At 72.1% G+C, this 15987-nt stretch carries 14 protein-coding genes; 7 read left to right on the top strand and 7 right to left on the bottom strand.

Annotated elements, in window-relative coordinates; genetic code table 11:
* Positions 1 to 76 precede the first annotated feature (76 nt).
* Both ACSYGO_RS35725 and ACSYGO_RS35730 read right to left on the bottom strand, forming a co-directional pair.
* Positions 77 to 1435, bottom strand: coding sequence for an NAD(P)/FAD-dependent oxidoreductase (locus tag ACSYGO_RS35725; protein ID WP_426682001.1), 1359 nt, complete (start codon positions 1433 to 1435; stop codon positions 77 to 79).
* Positions 1436 to 1509: 74 nt separating this feature from the next.
* Positions 1510 to 1779, bottom strand: coding sequence for an acyl carrier protein (locus tag ACSYGO_RS35730; protein ID WP_426682000.1), 270 nt, complete (start codon positions 1777 to 1779; stop codon positions 1510 to 1512).
* Positions 1780 to 1963: 184 nt separating this feature from the next.
* Here ACSYGO_RS35730 and ACSYGO_RS35735 point away from each other — a divergent pair, with 184 nt between their 5' ends.
* Both ACSYGO_RS35735 and ACSYGO_RS35740 read left to right on the top strand, forming a co-directional pair.
* Complete coding sequence (locus tag ACSYGO_RS35735; protein WP_460389071.1) at positions 1964 to 2965, top strand: 4'-phosphopantetheinyl transferase family protein; 1002 nt, start codon at positions 1964 to 1966, stop codon at positions 2963 to 2965.
* Entirely contained in the window at positions 2953 to 3723 is a 771-nt protein-coding gene (locus tag ACSYGO_RS35740) for a thioesterase II family protein (RefSeq protein WP_432188390.1), read from the top strand. Before ACSYGO_RS35735 ends, ACSYGO_RS35740 begins: the two co-directional genes overlap by 13 nt.
* 207 nt (positions 3724 to 3930) lie before the next feature.
* Here ACSYGO_RS35740 and ACSYGO_RS35745 read toward each other — a convergent pair whose 3' ends face one another.
* From ACSYGO_RS35745 to ACSYGO_RS35765, 5 genes are all read right to left on the bottom strand, one after another.
* A complete protein-coding gene (locus ACSYGO_RS35745; RefSeq protein ID WP_345649461.1) occupies positions 3931 to 4461 on the bottom strand; it encodes a flavin reductase family protein in 531 nt (176 codons plus the stop codon).
* Between the two features lie 105 nt (positions 4462 to 4566).
* Positions 4567 to 6042: an amino acid adenylation domain-containing protein gene (locus ACSYGO_RS35750; protein WP_460389073.1), complete on the bottom strand. Its 1476-nt coding sequence runs from the start codon at positions 6040 to 6042 to the stop codon at positions 4567 to 4569.
* Positions 6039 to 7178, bottom strand: coding sequence for an acyl-CoA dehydrogenase family protein (locus tag ACSYGO_RS35755; protein ID WP_460389075.1), 1140 nt, complete (start codon positions 7176 to 7178; stop codon positions 6039 to 6041). The genes ACSYGO_RS35750 and ACSYGO_RS35755 overlap by 4 nt, the downstream gene beginning before the upstream one ends.
* Before the next feature lie 51 nt (positions 7179 to 7229).
* The gene (locus ACSYGO_RS35760; protein WP_460389077.1) at positions 7230 to 8645 is read right to left on the bottom strand and encodes a citrate/2-methylcitrate synthase; all 1416 of its coding nucleotides are present in this window, start codon (positions 8643 to 8645) and stop codon (positions 7230 to 7232) included.
* Positions 8646 to 8853: 208 nt separating this feature from the next.
* Positions 8854 to 10188: a cation:proton antiporter gene (locus ACSYGO_RS35765; protein WP_426681994.1), complete on the bottom strand. Its 1335-nt coding sequence runs from the start codon at positions 10186 to 10188 to the stop codon at positions 8854 to 8856.
* 262 nt (positions 10189 to 10450) lie between these two features.
* On the opposite strand from ACSYGO_RS35765, the gene ccrA reads away from it, so the two are divergent.
* The 5 genes from ccrA to ACSYGO_RS35790 all read left to right on the top strand — a co-directional run bounded on the left by ccrA (position 10451) and on the right by ACSYGO_RS35790 (position 15435).
* Complete coding sequence (gene ccrA, locus ACSYGO_RS35770) at positions 10451 to 11830, top strand: crotonyl-CoA carboxylase/reductase (protein ID WP_432174981.1); 1380 nt, start codon at positions 10451 to 10453, stop codon at positions 11828 to 11830.
* Positions 11827 to 13533: a 3-hydroxyacyl-CoA dehydrogenase family protein gene (locus ACSYGO_RS35775; RefSeq protein ID WP_460389079.1), complete on the top strand. Its 1707-nt coding sequence runs from the start codon at positions 11827 to 11829 to the stop codon at positions 13531 to 13533. Before ccrA ends, ACSYGO_RS35775 begins: the two co-directional genes overlap by 4 nt.
* Before the next feature lie 24 nt (positions 13534 to 13557).
* The gene (locus tag ACSYGO_RS35780) at positions 13558 to 13722 is read left to right on the top strand and encodes a hypothetical protein (protein ID WP_460389081.1); all 165 of its coding nucleotides are present in this window, start codon (positions 13558 to 13560) and stop codon (positions 13720 to 13722) included.
* A gap of 221 nt (positions 13723 to 13943) precedes the next feature.
* Positions 13944 to 15254, top strand: a complete 1311-nt coding sequence (locus tag ACSYGO_RS35785) for a glutamate-5-semialdehyde dehydrogenase (RefSeq protein ID WP_460389800.1) — start codon at positions 13944 to 13946, stop codon at positions 15252 to 15254.
* Between the two features lie 16 nt (positions 15255 to 15270).
* On the top strand, positions 15271 to 15435 hold the full coding sequence (locus ACSYGO_RS35790; protein WP_158690555.1) for a hypothetical protein: 165 nt from the start codon (positions 15271 to 15273) through the stop codon (positions 15433 to 15435).
* Positions 15436 to 15987 lie beyond the last annotated feature (552 nt).

Below are 15987 nucleotides of genomic sequence, written 5' to 3' on the forward strand. Positions count from 1 at the left end.
ACCCGTGGAGCGCCGGCGGGGAGGTGCCGGTGCGGCTCCCTGGTGCCCGGTGTGCGCCGGGACGTCCCCGAGGCCCTTAGAACTTGGCCGCCGCGGACGGCGCCTTGAGCGTCCCCAGGTACTTGTGCCAGAGGTGCGTGGGGTCGTTCTCGACGGCCTCGACGATCTCCCGCATCGCGGCGAGGGCCTTGGGCTCGCCGTCGTACACGTCGCCCTGGAGCATCTTGAGGACGTCGAGGCGGTAGCGCGGGTCCTGGACGAACGCCGTGAAGAGGATGTTGAGGCGGTAGTAGATCGAGATGAACTCGTACCAGTTGTTGACCGCGCCGCGGAGCGTGTTGACGTAGCCGTCGAAGCGCTCCTTGCGGAAGTCGCCGGCCTTGTGCGCCGCGATGATGTCGGCGGCGGCGAGGCGGGCGCTGTTGAGCGCGACGCTGACACCGCTGGAGAAGATCGGGTCGACGAACCGGGCCGCGTCGCCGATCATCACGAGGGAGTCGTCGGCGATCTTGGTGAGCGCGTAGCTGTAGTCGCCCTCGGCCTTGAACTCCTTGACCCGCTTGGCGTTCTTCAGCGCGTCCTGGAGGGCGGGACGGCTCCCGATGGTGTCCCAGAAGAAGGTCTCCAGGTCGTTCTTGGCCTCCTTGAACCGGGCCTTCTGGGTCACGACACCTATGGACGTGATGGTGTCGGTGATCGGGATCTGCCAGACCCAGGTGTCCTCCAGCGGGAGGAAGTGGATGAAGATGTAGTCCGCCTGGTCCTTGTTGACCGCGAGGGCCTTGCGGTCGAAGTCGTCGAACCAGGTGTGCACCGCGTACTGGTTGAAGACCGGGTCCGGCTCCTTGACCTTGAGCTGGCTGCCCATCATGGTGCGCCGGCCGCTCGCGTCGATGACCATGCGGACGGGGACGCCGACCGGCTGGCTGCCGACCTTCGCCTGGATGACGGGGCGGTCCCGGTCGGTGAAGTCGACCCGGTTCACGCGTACGCCGTGGTAGACCTTCGCGCCCAGGCTCTCCGCGTGCTGGAGCAGGATCTGGTCGAACTTGCTGCGGTCCACGTGGAAGGTGTGGTCCCGGTCCACGCCCGCCTGGTCCCGCTCGCTGAACAGGACCTCGGCGGCGCGGAAGTCGTGGTCCAGGCCCTGGAAGCCCATGTGGTCGATGTCCCGGTCCTCCGCGGAGGTCCAGGCGGCACCGTACTTCTTGGGGAAGCCCGCGGCCTCGACCTTCTCCATGGCGCCGGTCTCGATGAGCACCGGAGTCGTGGCCGGGACCAGCGACTCGCCGACGTGGTCGCGCGGAAAGGTCTCCGATTCGAAGACCACCACGGACAGCCCCTCCTTGGCGAGGTAGGAGGCGACGGTGGAGCCGGCCGGCCCGCCGCCGATGATGCCGATGTCGTAGTCGTAGTTCGCCGATGTCTCGGACAACGTGATCTCCTGTCGCGAATTCGGGTGGGTGGCGCTGTGCCGTGGCCGCGAGGGCCCGTCGGGCAGGCCCTGGATCAGTGAGCGGGCGTGCGCAGGGACAGCAGCAGGTCCGTGATGCTGTCCAGGTTCTGGAAGTTCGTGCCGGTCAGCTCGGTCGGCGGGATGTTCGTCCCCAGCTCGTCCCGGATGAAGGTGAGCAGCTGAGCGGTGTTGATCGAGGTGAGGATGCCCCACTCGAGCAGCGGGGTGTCCGGGGCGATGCCCTTGGCGTCGGGCTCCGCGAGCAGCCGCTCCTGGATGAACTCGGTGAGCTGGTCGATCAGTTCGTCGCGGTCACTGGCCACGCCGTACCTCCTGGAGATGCGTTGAGGGGCGGGTGGTCCCGCCGGGGTTCAACGGGGGACCCAATGGAGTTCAACGCCCGTTGATTTCAACACCTGATGATGTCATTTCCTGGTGAACTCTACTAGTGTTGAGTTCATCGTCAAGAGGCCAACGGACAGTGATGACCGACTGGTTGGAGATGCGATGACCCAACTGATGACCCGGACCACGACCGCGCGCAGGCTCGGACCGCCCGCCGGAGAAGTCCATGTCTGGGCGGTGCGGGAGCCCGGCCCCGGGGACGAGAAGGCGCTCTGGCGCTGTCTGGCCCTGCTCTCGCGCAAGGAGTTGCGACGCTGGCGCACGATGGTGCCCTCGCAACGCGCGCTCCACGCCTCGGCGCACGCCGCGCTGCGCTCGGTGACCGCCGCCTACGCGGGCCGGTATCCGTCCGAGGTCGCCTTCGTGCGGGGCCGGCTGGGCAAGCCCCATGTGGCCGGCGACCCGGGCCTGCGGGTCAGCCTGGCGCACACCGAAGGCGTGTCCCTGGTGGCGGTCAGCCGCGACGGCCCCGTCGGCGTCGACGTCGAACGGATCAGACCGCTCCGGGACCCCGCCGGACTGCGCCGTCAGGTGCTCTGCGACGAGGAGGCCGAGCGCTGGCCCGCCGACCGCGAAGGCCCCCTGAACAGTGGTCTGTTCACCCACTGGGCGTGCAAGGAAGCCGTCCTCAAGGCCCTCGGCAGCGGGCTGGCGGGCGATCTCACCGCCGTACGGGTCGACCCGGGCGCACGGCGCGAGGGACCCGTCCGGGTGCACGCCGCGCCCGGCTCCGCCGCACGTGTGTGGAACCTCCGGCTCGTCGACGTGGGCTCCGAGTTCAGGGCCGCCGTGGCCGTGGCGGGCGGAGGCAGGACCGTCCGGCTCTTCGCCCTCGAACCGGGCGAGCGGCCCCGCCCCCCTTTCCGGCCGGGTCCTCCGGGGGCCGGCGCCCGATCCCTGCCTGCCTCCTCGGCCGGCGCCCGCTCTGCGCACGGTTCCTCGGGCGGGGCCGCCCGGTCCGCGTCCGCGGCGCCGCCCGGAGCTCCGGAGCCCGCAGTGCGCGCCTGGCCCTCGCGGCCGGCGAGCCCTTCGGAGTCCGGTGACCGGCCGCGTCCGGCCACCGGCTCCCACCCCACGAAGGAGACCCCGTCATGCCGCAGCTGAGCACCCCCGGCCCGGACACCGGCGCCGTGGCCGAGGACGCCACCCAGGACCTCCCCACACTGCTGTGCCTGCCGCACGCCGGCGGCGCCGCACGGGCCTTCGCCGGCCTGGAGGCGGCGCTGCCGCGGGCGGCGCGGACGGCCCTGCTGGAACTGCCCGGCCACGGCGGCCGGATGGCCGAACCGGTGCGCGACGACTTCGGCGCGGTCTTCGAGGACCTCATCCGCAGCTCCGCACCGCACACCACCGGGCAGTACGTGCTCCTCGGGCACAGCATGGGCGCGGCGTTCGCCTACGAGGCGGGCCGCTACTGGAGCGCCCTGGGCCGCCCCCCGGCCGGAGTCGTCGTGGTCGGCCGCAACGGCCCCACGGCCCGGCGCATCCTGCCCGATCTGCACACACTGTCGGCCCCGGCCTTCCTGGAATCCGTACGCCGACTCGGCGGAACCCCGCCGCAGCTCTTCGAGCACCCCGAGCTGATCAAGCTGTTCACACCGGTGCTGCGCGCCGACTTCACCATCTCGGAGACGTACACACCCCTGCCCGGACCGCCGCTCGAGTGCCCGCTGTGGGTGTGCGCGGGCGTCGACGATCCGATGGTCGACGACGCGGGACTGCGCGACTGGGAGCACCACGGGGCCGGTGACGTCGCCATCGAGTGGCTGCCCGGCAATCACTTCATCCTCGACGACCCGGCGTTCCACGCGTACGTCGCGGGTGTGCTGCGGACCCTGCCGCGCACCGGCACGACGCACTGACGGCCGGACCGCCCCCGGGTGCCCGCCGCCCGGGGGCGGTGGTGTGCTCCGCCGGGCCTTCGGCCGCCGGGGGGCCACATAGGCCGGGCCGACGAGACCCCGAGGCGACGGCCGGACGACGTGGCGGGACACGGCCGCCGCACGGCACGCCGCCGGCCCTCGCCCCGCTGTGCGGGGGGAGGGCCGGCGGCGGTGGAAGGAGCCGGTTCAGGCGGCGGAGTGGGCCTGGAGTTCGGAGAACTGGGCCCGCCAGTACGTCAGCGGCGTGTGCGTGGCCGAGACGTCGCCGTGCACCAGGCGGCCGATCAGCACCTGGTGGTCGCCCGCCAGATGACTGCTCGTCAGAATGCACTCGGCGAACGCCACGGTGTCGTCGAGCACCGGCGCCTCGGTGCGTTTGCCCGGCGTCCACCCGACGCCCTCGAACCGCTCGGGCACCGGTGACGCGAAGGTGCGGGCCGTCTCGGTCATGCCCGCGGACAGGAAGTTCACCGCGAACACCGAGCTGTCGTGGATCGCCTGGAGGGTCGCGCTGGGCTGTTTCACACAGACCAGGAGCAGCGGCGGCGAGGCCGACACGCTGCAGACCGCGCTGCAGGTCAGACCGCGCGGTTCGCCGTCGGCGGTGAGGCTGGTGACGACGCTCACCCCGGTCGGCAGTGAGCCCATCACCGAACGGAAGGTGTGCAGGTCCACCTGGTCCGGCAGGGGATCGGAAGTGCTGAGTCGTTCAGACATGGGCAGGTCCTCGTCTCTGAGGCCGAGGCGGGTCAGGGCCGCGGAGCTCATCGGGGTTCACCGGGTGGCGGTCGTCGGACGGTGCCGTGCGTCGGGCATCGGGGATCACCGGGCGTCGAGCGAGGTGATCTGCCTGAGCAGTGCCTGACGGTCCGTCTTGCCATTGCCGGTCAGGGGGAGTTCGGGCAGGCAGTGCACGGCGTCGACCACCATGTACAGCGGCAGCCGGTCGGCGCAGTCGCGCTTGATCTCCAGCAGGCCGGGTCCCTGCGGCCCCTCCGCCACCACCACCGCGTGGATCTTCGCGTCCAGGCCCTCGCCCACCACGACGCACGCCGCGGTGGCGACCTTGGGGTTGGCGGCGACGACGGCCTCGATGTCGCCGAGCTCGATGCGATGCCCGCGCACCTTGACCATGTGGTCGCGGCGGCCCACGTACTCCAGCATGCCGTCGGGCCCCATCCGGCCGATGTCGCCGGTGAAGTACGGGCCCTTCTGCGGCTCCTGGCCCCAGTAGCCGAGCATGACCGTGGGGCCGCTGACCACGATCTCGCCCTCACGCTCGCGCGGCGGATGGATCCGGATACGGTCGCCGCTGACGGCGGTGCCGATGGGCAGCGGACGGGTGCTGCCCAGGTCGCGGTCGGTGACCTCGTAACTGGTGCAGACGTTCGTCTCGGTCGGCCCGTACCAGTTCAGCATCCGCACGTCCGGCCACGCCTTGCGCAGCTCGTGGACCTGCTGGATCGGGAACGGCTCCCCGGCGAAGACGCACACCCGCAGATCCTGCGGCGGCTCGCCGGTGAGCAGTTCGCCGCGCTGCATCATCAGGACGAGCGCGGACGGCACGGAGTACCAGACGGTGATCCGCTCGCGGCGCAGCAGCGCGCCGAGCTGGGCCGGGTCGTAGGCGAGGCCCTCGGGCACCAGGACCACGGACGCGCCGGCCAGGAAGGTGGCGTACAGGTCGAAGACCGACAGGTCGAAGTTGAACGGCGCGTGGTTGGAGAGCCGGTCATCCGCGGTCACGCCGACCTCGCCGGCGGCCCATTCGACGAACGCGAGGGCGTTGCGGTGGCTGATGCAGACGCCCTTGGGGTCGCCGGTGGAGCCCGAGGTGTAGAGGATGTACGCGGGCTCGTCGGGTTCGTTCTCGTACGGCGGCGGAGCTTCCTCGGGCGGTGCCTCCGCACGCACCTCGGCGAAGGAGGCGATCGGCAGGGCCTCGTCCCAGCCGGTGTCCGCCGCGCGGCGGATCCCGTCCGCGTCGGCCACCACCAGGGCCGGGGTGCAGCCCTCCGCGATCCGCCGGACCCGGGCGGCCGGGTTGTTGGCGCTGACCGGCGCGTAGATCGCGCCGATGCGCAGCGCGCCCTGCATGAGGGCGATGGCGTCGAGGGTCTTGTGGGTCCACAGCACGACGCGGTCGCCGGGGCGTACCCCGCGACGGTGCAGTGCCGCCGCGTACCGGTCGGCGAGGTCGTCCAGCTCGCGGTAGCTGAACACCCCCTGGGAGGAGCGCACGGCCGGGGCGTCCGGGGCGCGCCGGGCCGAGTCGATGACGAGCTGGTGGAGCCTCACAGTCCTATCTCCTTCGCTATCAACTGACGCTGGATGTCCGAGGTTCCGGAGAAGATCGTGCTGGGCACGGCGTCGCGCAGCGCGGCCTCGATGCCGTCCTCGCGCAGATAGCCGCGGCCGCCGAAGACCCGGACCGCGTCGGCGGCGGAGGCCAGGACGCCTTCGGACACGGCCAGCTTCGACAGGGCGATGTGCAGCACGGACGGGTCCTTCCGGTCCATCGACCAGCAGGCGCGGTACAGCAGCAGCCGGGCGCTCTCCAGGCGCACCTTCATGTCGGCGATCCGGTTGGACACCGACTGGAAGTCGCCGATCCTGCGGCCGAACTGACGGCGTTCGCGGGCGTGCGTGACGCACTGGTCGAGGAGCCGGTCGAGCAGGCCGATGTACAGGGCGAAGAGGCAGGCGCGTTCCCAGCCCATGGAGTGCTGGAAGATCGCCGCGCCGGCACCGGCGCCGCCGAGCACCTGTTCCTCGGGCACGAAGCAGTCCTCGAAGGTGACCGCTCCGGCGGGGCAGGAGTGCATGCCCATCTTCTCGTAGGGCTTGCCGACGACGACGCCAGGCGTGTCCCGGTCGACGACCAGACCCGTGACGCCGAGGAAGCCGGCCTTGGGGTTGACCGTCGCGTACGTGACGAACACGTCGGCGGCCGGTCCGTTGGAGACGAAGCTCTTCGTGCCGTTGAGGACGAACCCGCCGTCGGTGGGGGTCGCGGTCATCGCGAGCCGCGAGGAGTCGGATCCGGCCTCCGGCTCCGTCATCGCGTTGCCCGCGATCAGCCGGCCCGCGGCCAGTTCGGGCAGCAGCCGGCGGCGTACGGCGTCGCTGCCGAACCGCTCGATCGGTACGGCGCAGGCGAAGGTGTGCGCCGCCGCACCGAACACCAGGCCGGTGTCCGCGCAGCCGCGTCCCACGGCCTCGACGACGCGAGCGGTGTCGAGCGCGCCGAGCCCCTGCCCGCCGAACTCCTCGGGCAGGCAGGACCCGAGCATGCCGATCTCGCCGAGCCGGAGCCAGTCCTTGCGGGTGTAGAGGCCGTGGCCCGCGCCGGGCGGCGCGGGGAAGGCCGCCCGCGTCGCCTCCAGTACCTCGTCGTAGCGGGCCTGTTGGCCCTCGTTCCAGCCGAACTCCACATCTGCTCCTGGGGTACGGGGAAGGGGGCGCCCTCCCTCATCGGATGCTGGTCAGTTCTGCTCGGGGGAGTGGCGCAGGTTGCGCGGGCCCACGTAGCGCAGCCGTGGATGGATGCGTCCCTGGCGGGCGCGCTGCTCCTCGACGTGGGCGAGCCAGCCGGGCACCCGGGCCGCCGCGAACATCGGCACGAACAGGTCGGAAGGCATGCCCAGCAGGTGGTAGATCGCGGCCGCGTAGCAGTCGACGGTCAGATAGGGGCGGGGCCCCTTGGACGGGTGGGCCGCGGCCCGTACGGCGTCCAGCACCCGCAGGAGGCGGTCGCTGCCGGGGCCCGCGTTGAAGCGCCGGGCGGCGTCGCGCAGCGGCCTGACCCGGGGGTCCTCCTCGGCGGGCGCCACGGGCCGGGTTCGGGTGGCGGACGCCTGGTCGGCCCGCCCGCGCAGATACGCGGCGGCGGTGTCCGGGCTGCCGTCCTCGCGGGCCAGGTCGATCACCTGGTGGGCGGCGCCGCCGTGCAGCGGCCCGGTGAACGTGGCGAGCGCGACGGTGATGGTCGCGAACGTGTCGGCGCCGGTGCCGGCCGCGACACGGGCGGCGAACGCCGAGGCGTTGCAGCCGTGTTCGGCCTGGAGGATCAGGCAGAGGTCGACCAGCCGTACCCGCTCCGGGTCGTGCGGCAGCCCGAGCATGTAGAGGATGTTCTCGGCGTGCGACAGCTCCGGCGCCGGTTTCGGCAGCCGCCGTCCGGCGCGGGCCGCCTGCTGGGTCGCGAAGATCGTCGGAATGCGGGCGACCAGGCGCTCGCGCAGGTCGATGTGGGCGGCCGGGTCGGCGTTCGCCTCCGCGGCGACGCCCAGCGCGGGGACCGCGGTGCGCAGCACCGACGAGGTGCTGGAGCTGGCGTTGAGCACCAGGTTCGTGGCGACCATGGGCGGCAGCTCACGGGCGGCGGCGAGCCGGGCCCTGAAGGCGCTCAGTTCCTCGGCGTCCGGCAGCCAGCCGCGGATCAGCAGGTGCACGACCTCCTCGAAGGTGACCCGGCCGATCAGTTCCTCGATGGGATAGCCCCGGTAGGCGAGTCTGCCGCGGACCGGATCGACCTCGGAGATGCCCGTCTCGCCGACGACCACGTCGGAGATGTCGGTGAGCTCCTGCACGACGGCGGGCGGCACGGGGCCGGGCAGGGCGGGTGCGATGGCGGAGGCGTCCGACGGGGCCTTGACGTACGAGAGTTCGGCGAGCCGTTCGTCGTAGAAGGCGCGCAACTGGCCCACCGAGTCGATGTGTTCGATGAGGTGGTCGTCGAGGGTGGTGCCCAGCTCGTGTTCCAGGTGGACCTGGAGTTCCACTGCGGTGAGATCGTCCCAGCTGGCCACGGCGCGGAGCTGCATCTCGTCGCCGATGAACTCCGACGGCATGTCGAAGACGCGGGAAAGAGTGCTGATGACGGGGTGCACCTGGGCCATCTCCTTGTCTGTGCGTCGCCTCTCCTGCGGGTGCCGAGCGACGAAGGGGGGTGGTGTCGCGCGTCGCGGCCGTGCCGGCCGTCGGCTCCGGGGACGGGCGGGCGCCGGTCCGCGGGCAGGGCCGGGCGCGGGCAGGGCGGACCCGCCCGGGAACCGGGCGCGCGGAGCCCGGCCGGCGGGACGGCCCGGTGATCCGGGCCGCGCCCGGTCATCCGGCCAGGTCGGATGCCTGCTCGTCGACCGGACCGGGGATCCGGACCAGCGGGGAGGCCTTGGCCGGGCCGGCGACGAGGTCCATCCGGGAACGGGGGAGGACGAAGGGGAGGAGGGGACCGGTCATGGCCGTGGTGATCAGCGCCATCAGGACCATCTCGGTGAACAGGGTCTGGTCGAGCACGCCCAGGCTGAGCCCGACGCCGAGGATGATCAGTTCGGTCAGGCCGCGGGTGTTCATCAGGACGCCGACGCCCGTCGACTCCCGCCAGGTGAGCCCGAAGGACTTGGCGGGGAGTCCGGCGCCGAACAGTTTGCCGACGATGGCGGCGGCGAGGATGAGACCGAGCTCGCCCCAGGCGGTGAGCGACATGCCGGCGACGTCGACGGAGAGTCCGGTGACGATGAAGTAGACGGGCAGCATGAGTTCACCGGCGTGCTGGATGGGGCGGAGCATCTTCTCCTCCAGCAGCGCCGTGGGCCTGCGGGGCATGACCAGACCGAAGGCGAAGGCGCCGAAGATGGGGTGGATGCCGATCTTCGACGTCGTGTACGCGGACAGCAGGATGCCCGCCGTGACCAGGGTCGCCAGATACAGGCCGGTGCCGCGCCGGGAGGTCCAGGCGACGGCCCGGGCGAGCAGCGGGCGGACGACGGCGATCATCGCGGCGCCGTAGCCCGCGGACATCCAGAGGGTGTCGGTGAATCCGGAGGGGCCGGAGGCGGTGACGATGGCGACGACCCCGGCCAGCAGGCACCAGGCGAGGACGTCGCCGAAGGCCGCGCTGGTCAGTGCGAGCGCCCCGATCTTCGTGCGGCTGAGGTTGTTGTCCTTGAGGATGCGGGCGAGCACCGGGAACGCGGTGATCGACATGCTGACGCCCAGATAGAGGGCGAACGAACTGAAGGGCACCTTCTCGCCGTTGACGTGCGCGTGGTTGTGGTAGATCAGCGCGGCGACGCCGAGACCGAGGAGCATCGGGGCGAGGATGCTGCCCGCGGTCACCCCGGCGACGGAGCTCTTCCTGCGCCGCATCGTCGTCCAGTCCAGCTCCCAGCCCACGGTGAACATGAAGAGGAGCAGGCCGATCTGGGCGACCATCGACAGTAACGGCCGTACTTCGTCCGGGAACAGACGGTCCGTCGGGTCGCCGGGCAGCAGTCCCAGCAGGCTGGGCCCCAGCAGGATGCCCGCGGTGATCTCGCCGATCACCGCGGGCTGGCGTATGCGTCGTGCGGCATGCGCGAGGGCCGTACCCGCGATCAGGATGACGGCGATGCCGGCGATGGCGGTGGCTTGCAGTGCTTCGGCGGCGTGCGGATGCGTCACGGCATGTCCTCCGGCATCGGAAATGGTCTCGTTTTGAACTTAATTCACTGCCCGTTGAACTCAACTGATGATGAGTTTTGCACGCGGCGCCGTGCGCACACAAGAGGCGTCGATGCGATGTCCGTCGTGAAGTCAAGAGCCGTGCCGGGCAAAGGGATCGGGGCTTGCCCGGGTCTCCGCTTCATGCAAAACTCCCTACTTGTTGAGTTCACTAGTTGTTGAGTTCTTGTCGAGTGTGAACCGCGGAAGGTGGTGCCTGACCATGCGCGAACTGGTGGAGGTGATCGAGTCCCCGGACTCGGCGCCGGCCGATCTGGCGGCCCTGGGAGTCCCCGAGTCCTTCCGGGCGGCCGTCCTCCACAAGGAGGAGGCCGGCATGTTCGAGGGGGTGGAACTGCGCGACCGGCGCCCCGCCGACTCCCTCCACATCCAGGACGTGCCGACCCCCGCCCCGGGACCGGGTGAGGTGCTGGTGGCCGTCATGGCCAGCGCCGTGAACTACAACACCGTCTGGAGCGCCCTGTTCTCGCCGGTCCCCACCTTCGCCTTCCTGGAGCGCTACGCGCGTCTCGGCGGCCTGGCGGCCCGGCACGACCAGCCGTACCACGTCATCGGGTCCGACCTCGCCGGAGTGGTCCTCAAGTGCGGCCCTGGGGTGCGGCGTTGGAGCACCGGCGACCGCGTCGTCGCGCACTGCGTCTCCGTCGAACTGGAGGACGCCGAGGGCCACGGCGACCCCATGCTCGATCCCGAGCAGCGCATCTGGGGCTTCGAGACCAACTACGGCGGACTCGCCGAACTCGCCCTCGTCAAGGCCACCCAGCTGCTCCCGAAGGCCGAACACCTCACCTGGGAGGAGGCGGCCTCGCCCGGCCTGGTCAACTCCACCGCCTACCGCCAGCTCGTCACCCCGAACGGCGCCGGCATGAAGCAGGGCGACAACGTCCTCATCTGGGGCGCCGTCGGCGGACTCGGCTCGTACGCCACCCAGCTCGCCCTGGCCGGCGGCGCCCACCCCATCTGCGTGGTCTCCTCCCCCGAAAAGGCCGCGCTCGCCCGGGACATGGGCGCCGAACTGATCATCGACCGCAAGGAGGAGGGCTACCGCTTCTGGCGGGACCCGCACACCCAGGACCCGAAGGAGTGGAAGCGCTTCGGCAAGCGCATCCGCGAGCTGACCGGCGGCGAGGACGTCGACATCGTCTTCGAGCACCCCGGCCGTGAGACCTTCGGCGCCTCGGTCTACGTCACCCGCAAGGGCGGCACCATCGTCACCTGCGCGTCCACCGCCGGCTACACCCACGAGTACGACAACCGCTACCTGTGGATGAGCCTCAAGCGGATCATCGGCTCGCACTGCGCCAACTACCGCGAGGCCTGGGAGGCCAACCGGCTCGTCACCAAGGGCAGGATCCATCCCACGCTGTCCCGGACGTACGCGCTCGACGAGGTGGCCCGGGCCGTCCAGTCCATCCACCGCAACGAGCACCACGGCAAGGTCGGAGTGCGCTGCCTCGCCCCCGCCGAGGGACTCGGTGTCACCGCTCCCGAATTCCGGGCACTCCACGAGCGTGCCATCAACCGCTTCCGCACCCCGCCGCCCGGGACCACGGCGCCCGTACTGACTGAGGTCGCCGCATGAGCGCCCGGCACGACACCCTCGGCGTCGTCGGCCTCGGCACCATCGGCGGCGCGATCGCCGCCCGGGCCGCGGCGGCCGGCCACCCCGTCCTCGTCCTCGACCCCGGTGCGCGCACGAAGGAGCGGCTGTCACGGCTCCTCGACGCGACCCCCGAGGCGCGCGGACGCATCCGCCTCGTCGACCGCTGGGACGAACTCGCCCCCGCCGCCACGGTGCTGGAGGCGGTCCCCGAACGCCGCGACGCCAAGGCCGAGGTACTGCGCGCCCTCGACCGGGCCTGCCCGCCCGGGACCGTGCTGGCCAGCACCGCGGCGGCCCTCTCGCTCACCGACCTCGCGGCGGCCTCCGGACGTCCCGGACGACTCGTCGGCCTCCATCTCGCGCTGCCGACGGCCGGCCTCGCCGAGATCGGCCGCACGGTGATGACCGACGACAGCGCCCTCACGCGGGTCCGCGACCTCGTCGACGGCATCGGCCTGGGCCGGGTCACCGTGGGCGACCGGCCCGGCCTCATCTCCACCGCGCTCCTGTTCGGCTTCCTCAACCAGGCCGTCACGATGTACGACCAGCGGCTCGCCGGCCGCGACGACATCGACGCGGCGATGCGCCACGGCTGCGGACTGCCCCTCGGACCGCTCGAACTCCTCGACGTCATCGGCACGGACACCGCCTGCGACATCCTCGACGTGCTGTCCGCCCGCACGGCCGAGCCGTCGCTGCAGCCCGCCCGCAGACTGCGGCACATGGCACTGGCGGGCCTGCTCGGCCGCAAGTCCGGACGCGGCTTCTACGACTACCGGCAACCCGTCGACGCCGCCGCACCGCCCGCACCCGTCGGCCCGCCCGCGGACCACGCCCTGCGCACCGTCGGCGTCGTCGGCACCGGCACCATGGCCACCGGCATCGCCGAGGTCTTCGCCAAGAGCGGGATCACCACCGTGCTCGTCGGCCGCACCGACGCACGCGCCAGGACCGCCCGGGAGGCCGTCGCCGCCTCGACGGCACGGGCCGTGCGCCGCGGAAAGCTGACCGAGGCCGAGAGGGAGGCCGCCCTGGAGCGGCTGACCCCCGTCGGCGACCGGACCCGACTGGCCGACTGCGACCTGGTCGTCGAGGCCATCGCCGAGGACCTGGAGGTCAAGAAGCAGCTGTTCGCCGAACTGGGCCGCCTCTGCCGGCCGGGCGCCCTGCTCGCCACCACCACCTCCAGCCTTCCCGTGATCGAGTGCGGTCTGGCCTCCGGACGTCCCGAGGACGTGATCGGGCTGCACTTCTTCAACCCCGCGCCCCTCATGCGGCTCGTCGAGGTGATCCCGTCGCTGGAGACGGCGCCCCGACACGTCGACGCGGCACGGGAGTTGTGCGGCCGGCTCGGCAAGCACCCGGTCCAGTGCATGGACCGGCCCGGCTTCATCGTCAACGCGCTGCTGTTCCCCTACCTGAACGGCGCGGTGCGGCTGACGGAGAGTCACTACGCCACCGCCGACGAGATAGACGAGGTGATGAAGCGGGGCTGCGGCTATCCGCTCGGCCCCTTCGAACTGCTCGACATCATCGGCCTGGACATCTCGCTGAGCATCCAGCGGGTCCTGCACGACGCCGACCGGCACCCCCGGACCCTCCCCGCACCCCTGCTGGGGCACCTGGTGGCCGCCGGCCGTGCGGGCCGCAAGTCCGGCGCCGGATTCCGGGTCTACGGCTGACGGCCCGCCCCGAGGAGGAAGTACATGACGAGCCAGGACTCCGACCACAGCGCCGCCGACGCCCTCGGATGGGCCATGCTGGCCGAACTGACCGGCTGCGCCGACGTGGCCTGGGCCCTCGGCGGCCCCGCGCCCGGCGAATCCGCGGCCACCGCCGACACCGCGACACAGGACGGAGCGGAACGGTGACCGCCGTCGGCACCGGGGGAGGCACCGGTACGACGGGGCCGGGCCGGGCGACCGCGGACGCGACACCGGACACGACGCCGGGCACGAGGACGCCGAGCGCGACGACGCAGGACACGACGCCTCCGGACACGACGCCTCCGGGCACGACGACGCCGGGCACGATGCCTCCGGGCACGACGACGCCGGGCACGAGGACCCCGAGCGCGACGACGCAGGACACGATGCCTCCGGGGACGACGTCCTCGGGCGCGACCAGCCCGGGTGCGGCCACCGTCCGTGAGGCCGCCGTGGCCGCCCGGGCCGCCGCCACCCGGCTGGCCACCACCACGGGAGCGGAACGGAACGCCGCGCTCACCGCCGTGGCCCGCGCCCTGACCGCGCGGGCCCCGTGGATCCTCGCCGCGAACCGGCAGGACGTGCGGGAGGCCGGCGAGGCCGGGCGGTCCGTGACCGTGCTGGACCGCCTCACGGTCACCGAGCGGCAGCTCGCCGGCCTGGCGCGGACGGCGGACGCACTGGCGGCCGGGCCCGACCCGGTCGGCGGGACCGCGAGCGGCTCCGTCATGCCCAACGGCCTGGAGGTACGACGCGTACGGGTACCCCTCGGAGTCGTCGGCGTGATCTACGAGGGGCGCCCGAACGTGACCGTCGACGCCGCGCTGCTCTGCCTCAAGAGCGGCAACGCGGCCCTCCTGCGCGGCTCTTCCACGGCCCGGCACACCAACGCGGCCCTGGTGCACGCCATGCGGGAGGCCCTCGCCGGCACCGCCGTGCCCGCCGACGCCGTCCAGCTCGTGCCCGGCACGACCCACGACAGCGTCCGCGAACTCATGTCCCTGCGAGGCCTGGTGGACGTCCTCGTCCCGCGTGGCGGCCACGACCTCATCCAGGCCACCGTGCGCGACTCCGCGGTTCCGGTCATCGAGACGGGCGTGGGCAACTGCCATGTGTACGTGGACGAACACGCCGATCTGGACAAGGCCCTGGCGATCCTGCTCGACGCCAAGACGCAGCGGCCCTCCGTCTGCAACGCCGCCGAGTCGCTGCTCGTCCACGAGAAGGTCGCGCCGGCCTTCCTGCCCCGGGCCCTGTCCGCGCTCGCGGGCCACGGGGTGACCGTGCACGGCGACGAACGAGTACGGTCCCACCACCCGTCGGTGGTGGCCGCCACCGAGGAGGACTGGGGGCGCGAATACCTCTCCCTGGACCTCGCCGCCGCCGTCGTCGGTTCCCTCGACGAGGCCGTCCGCCACATCCGGCGCCACGGCAGCGGGCACACCGAGGCGATCGTCACCGACTCCCACGGCGCCGCGCGCCGCTTCGTCGCGGCCCTGGACACGGCGGTCGTCGCGGTCAACGCCTCCACCCGCTTCGCCGACGGCGGCGAGATCGGACTCGGTACCGAACTCGGCATCTCCACCCAGAAGTTGCACGCGCGCGGCCCGATGGGACTGACCGCGCTGACCACCACCAAGTACGTCCTCGTGGGCGACGGGCACATCCGGGGCGGAGCCGCCGCCCCGCTGCCCTAGATCGGGAGGTCCGGTCATGTACGTACGCATCATCACCGCGACGGAACCCGCGGGCCGGCTGCTCTACGAGGAGCAGCCGCGCCGGGAACGCCACGTGCTGCCGGCGCCACGGCCGAGGCTGGTGCTCGCCGGGGTCGACGACGACCCGGCCGAGTTCCACATCGTGCGCGGCATCGACTAGCGCGCCCCGACGCGGGAAGCCGCGCCCGCCTCCGCACCGGGAGGCGGGCGCGGCCCGTGTGTCCGGCCGGAGCGGGCGGTGGTCACCCCCGGGAGGGGCGACCGCCGCCCGCTCCGCCGTGCACCGGCCCCGGGCCCTCGACGGGGCCGTGGAGCACATGACATGGACGTGAGCCGCCCGTCACTCAGGAGCGTTCGGGAGGGCACTCCTGCACCGGCCGCAGGACGCACGGTCGGGGCGCGTGGGTGCGGCTCATCGCGCACGACGGGGTACCGCCGGGGCGGGCATACGTGTGCGGGGTGGCTCAGGCGCCGGTGTGGTGGGGGTGTGTTGGCCGGGGGCGTATTCGGCTGCCGTGCGGACGAGGGTCGGGATACGTGTGCGGGGTGGCTCAGACGCCGGTGTGGTGGGGTGTGGTCGCCACGGGGGCGTACCCGGCGATTATGCGGAGAGGGTCGGTATACGTGTGCAGGGTGGCTCAGACGCCGGTGTGGTGGGGTGTGATCGCAGGGGGGGGCGTACCCGGCTGCTGTGCGGACGAGGGCCGGCATA

This window comes from Streptomyces krungchingensis (assembly GCF_054729265.1).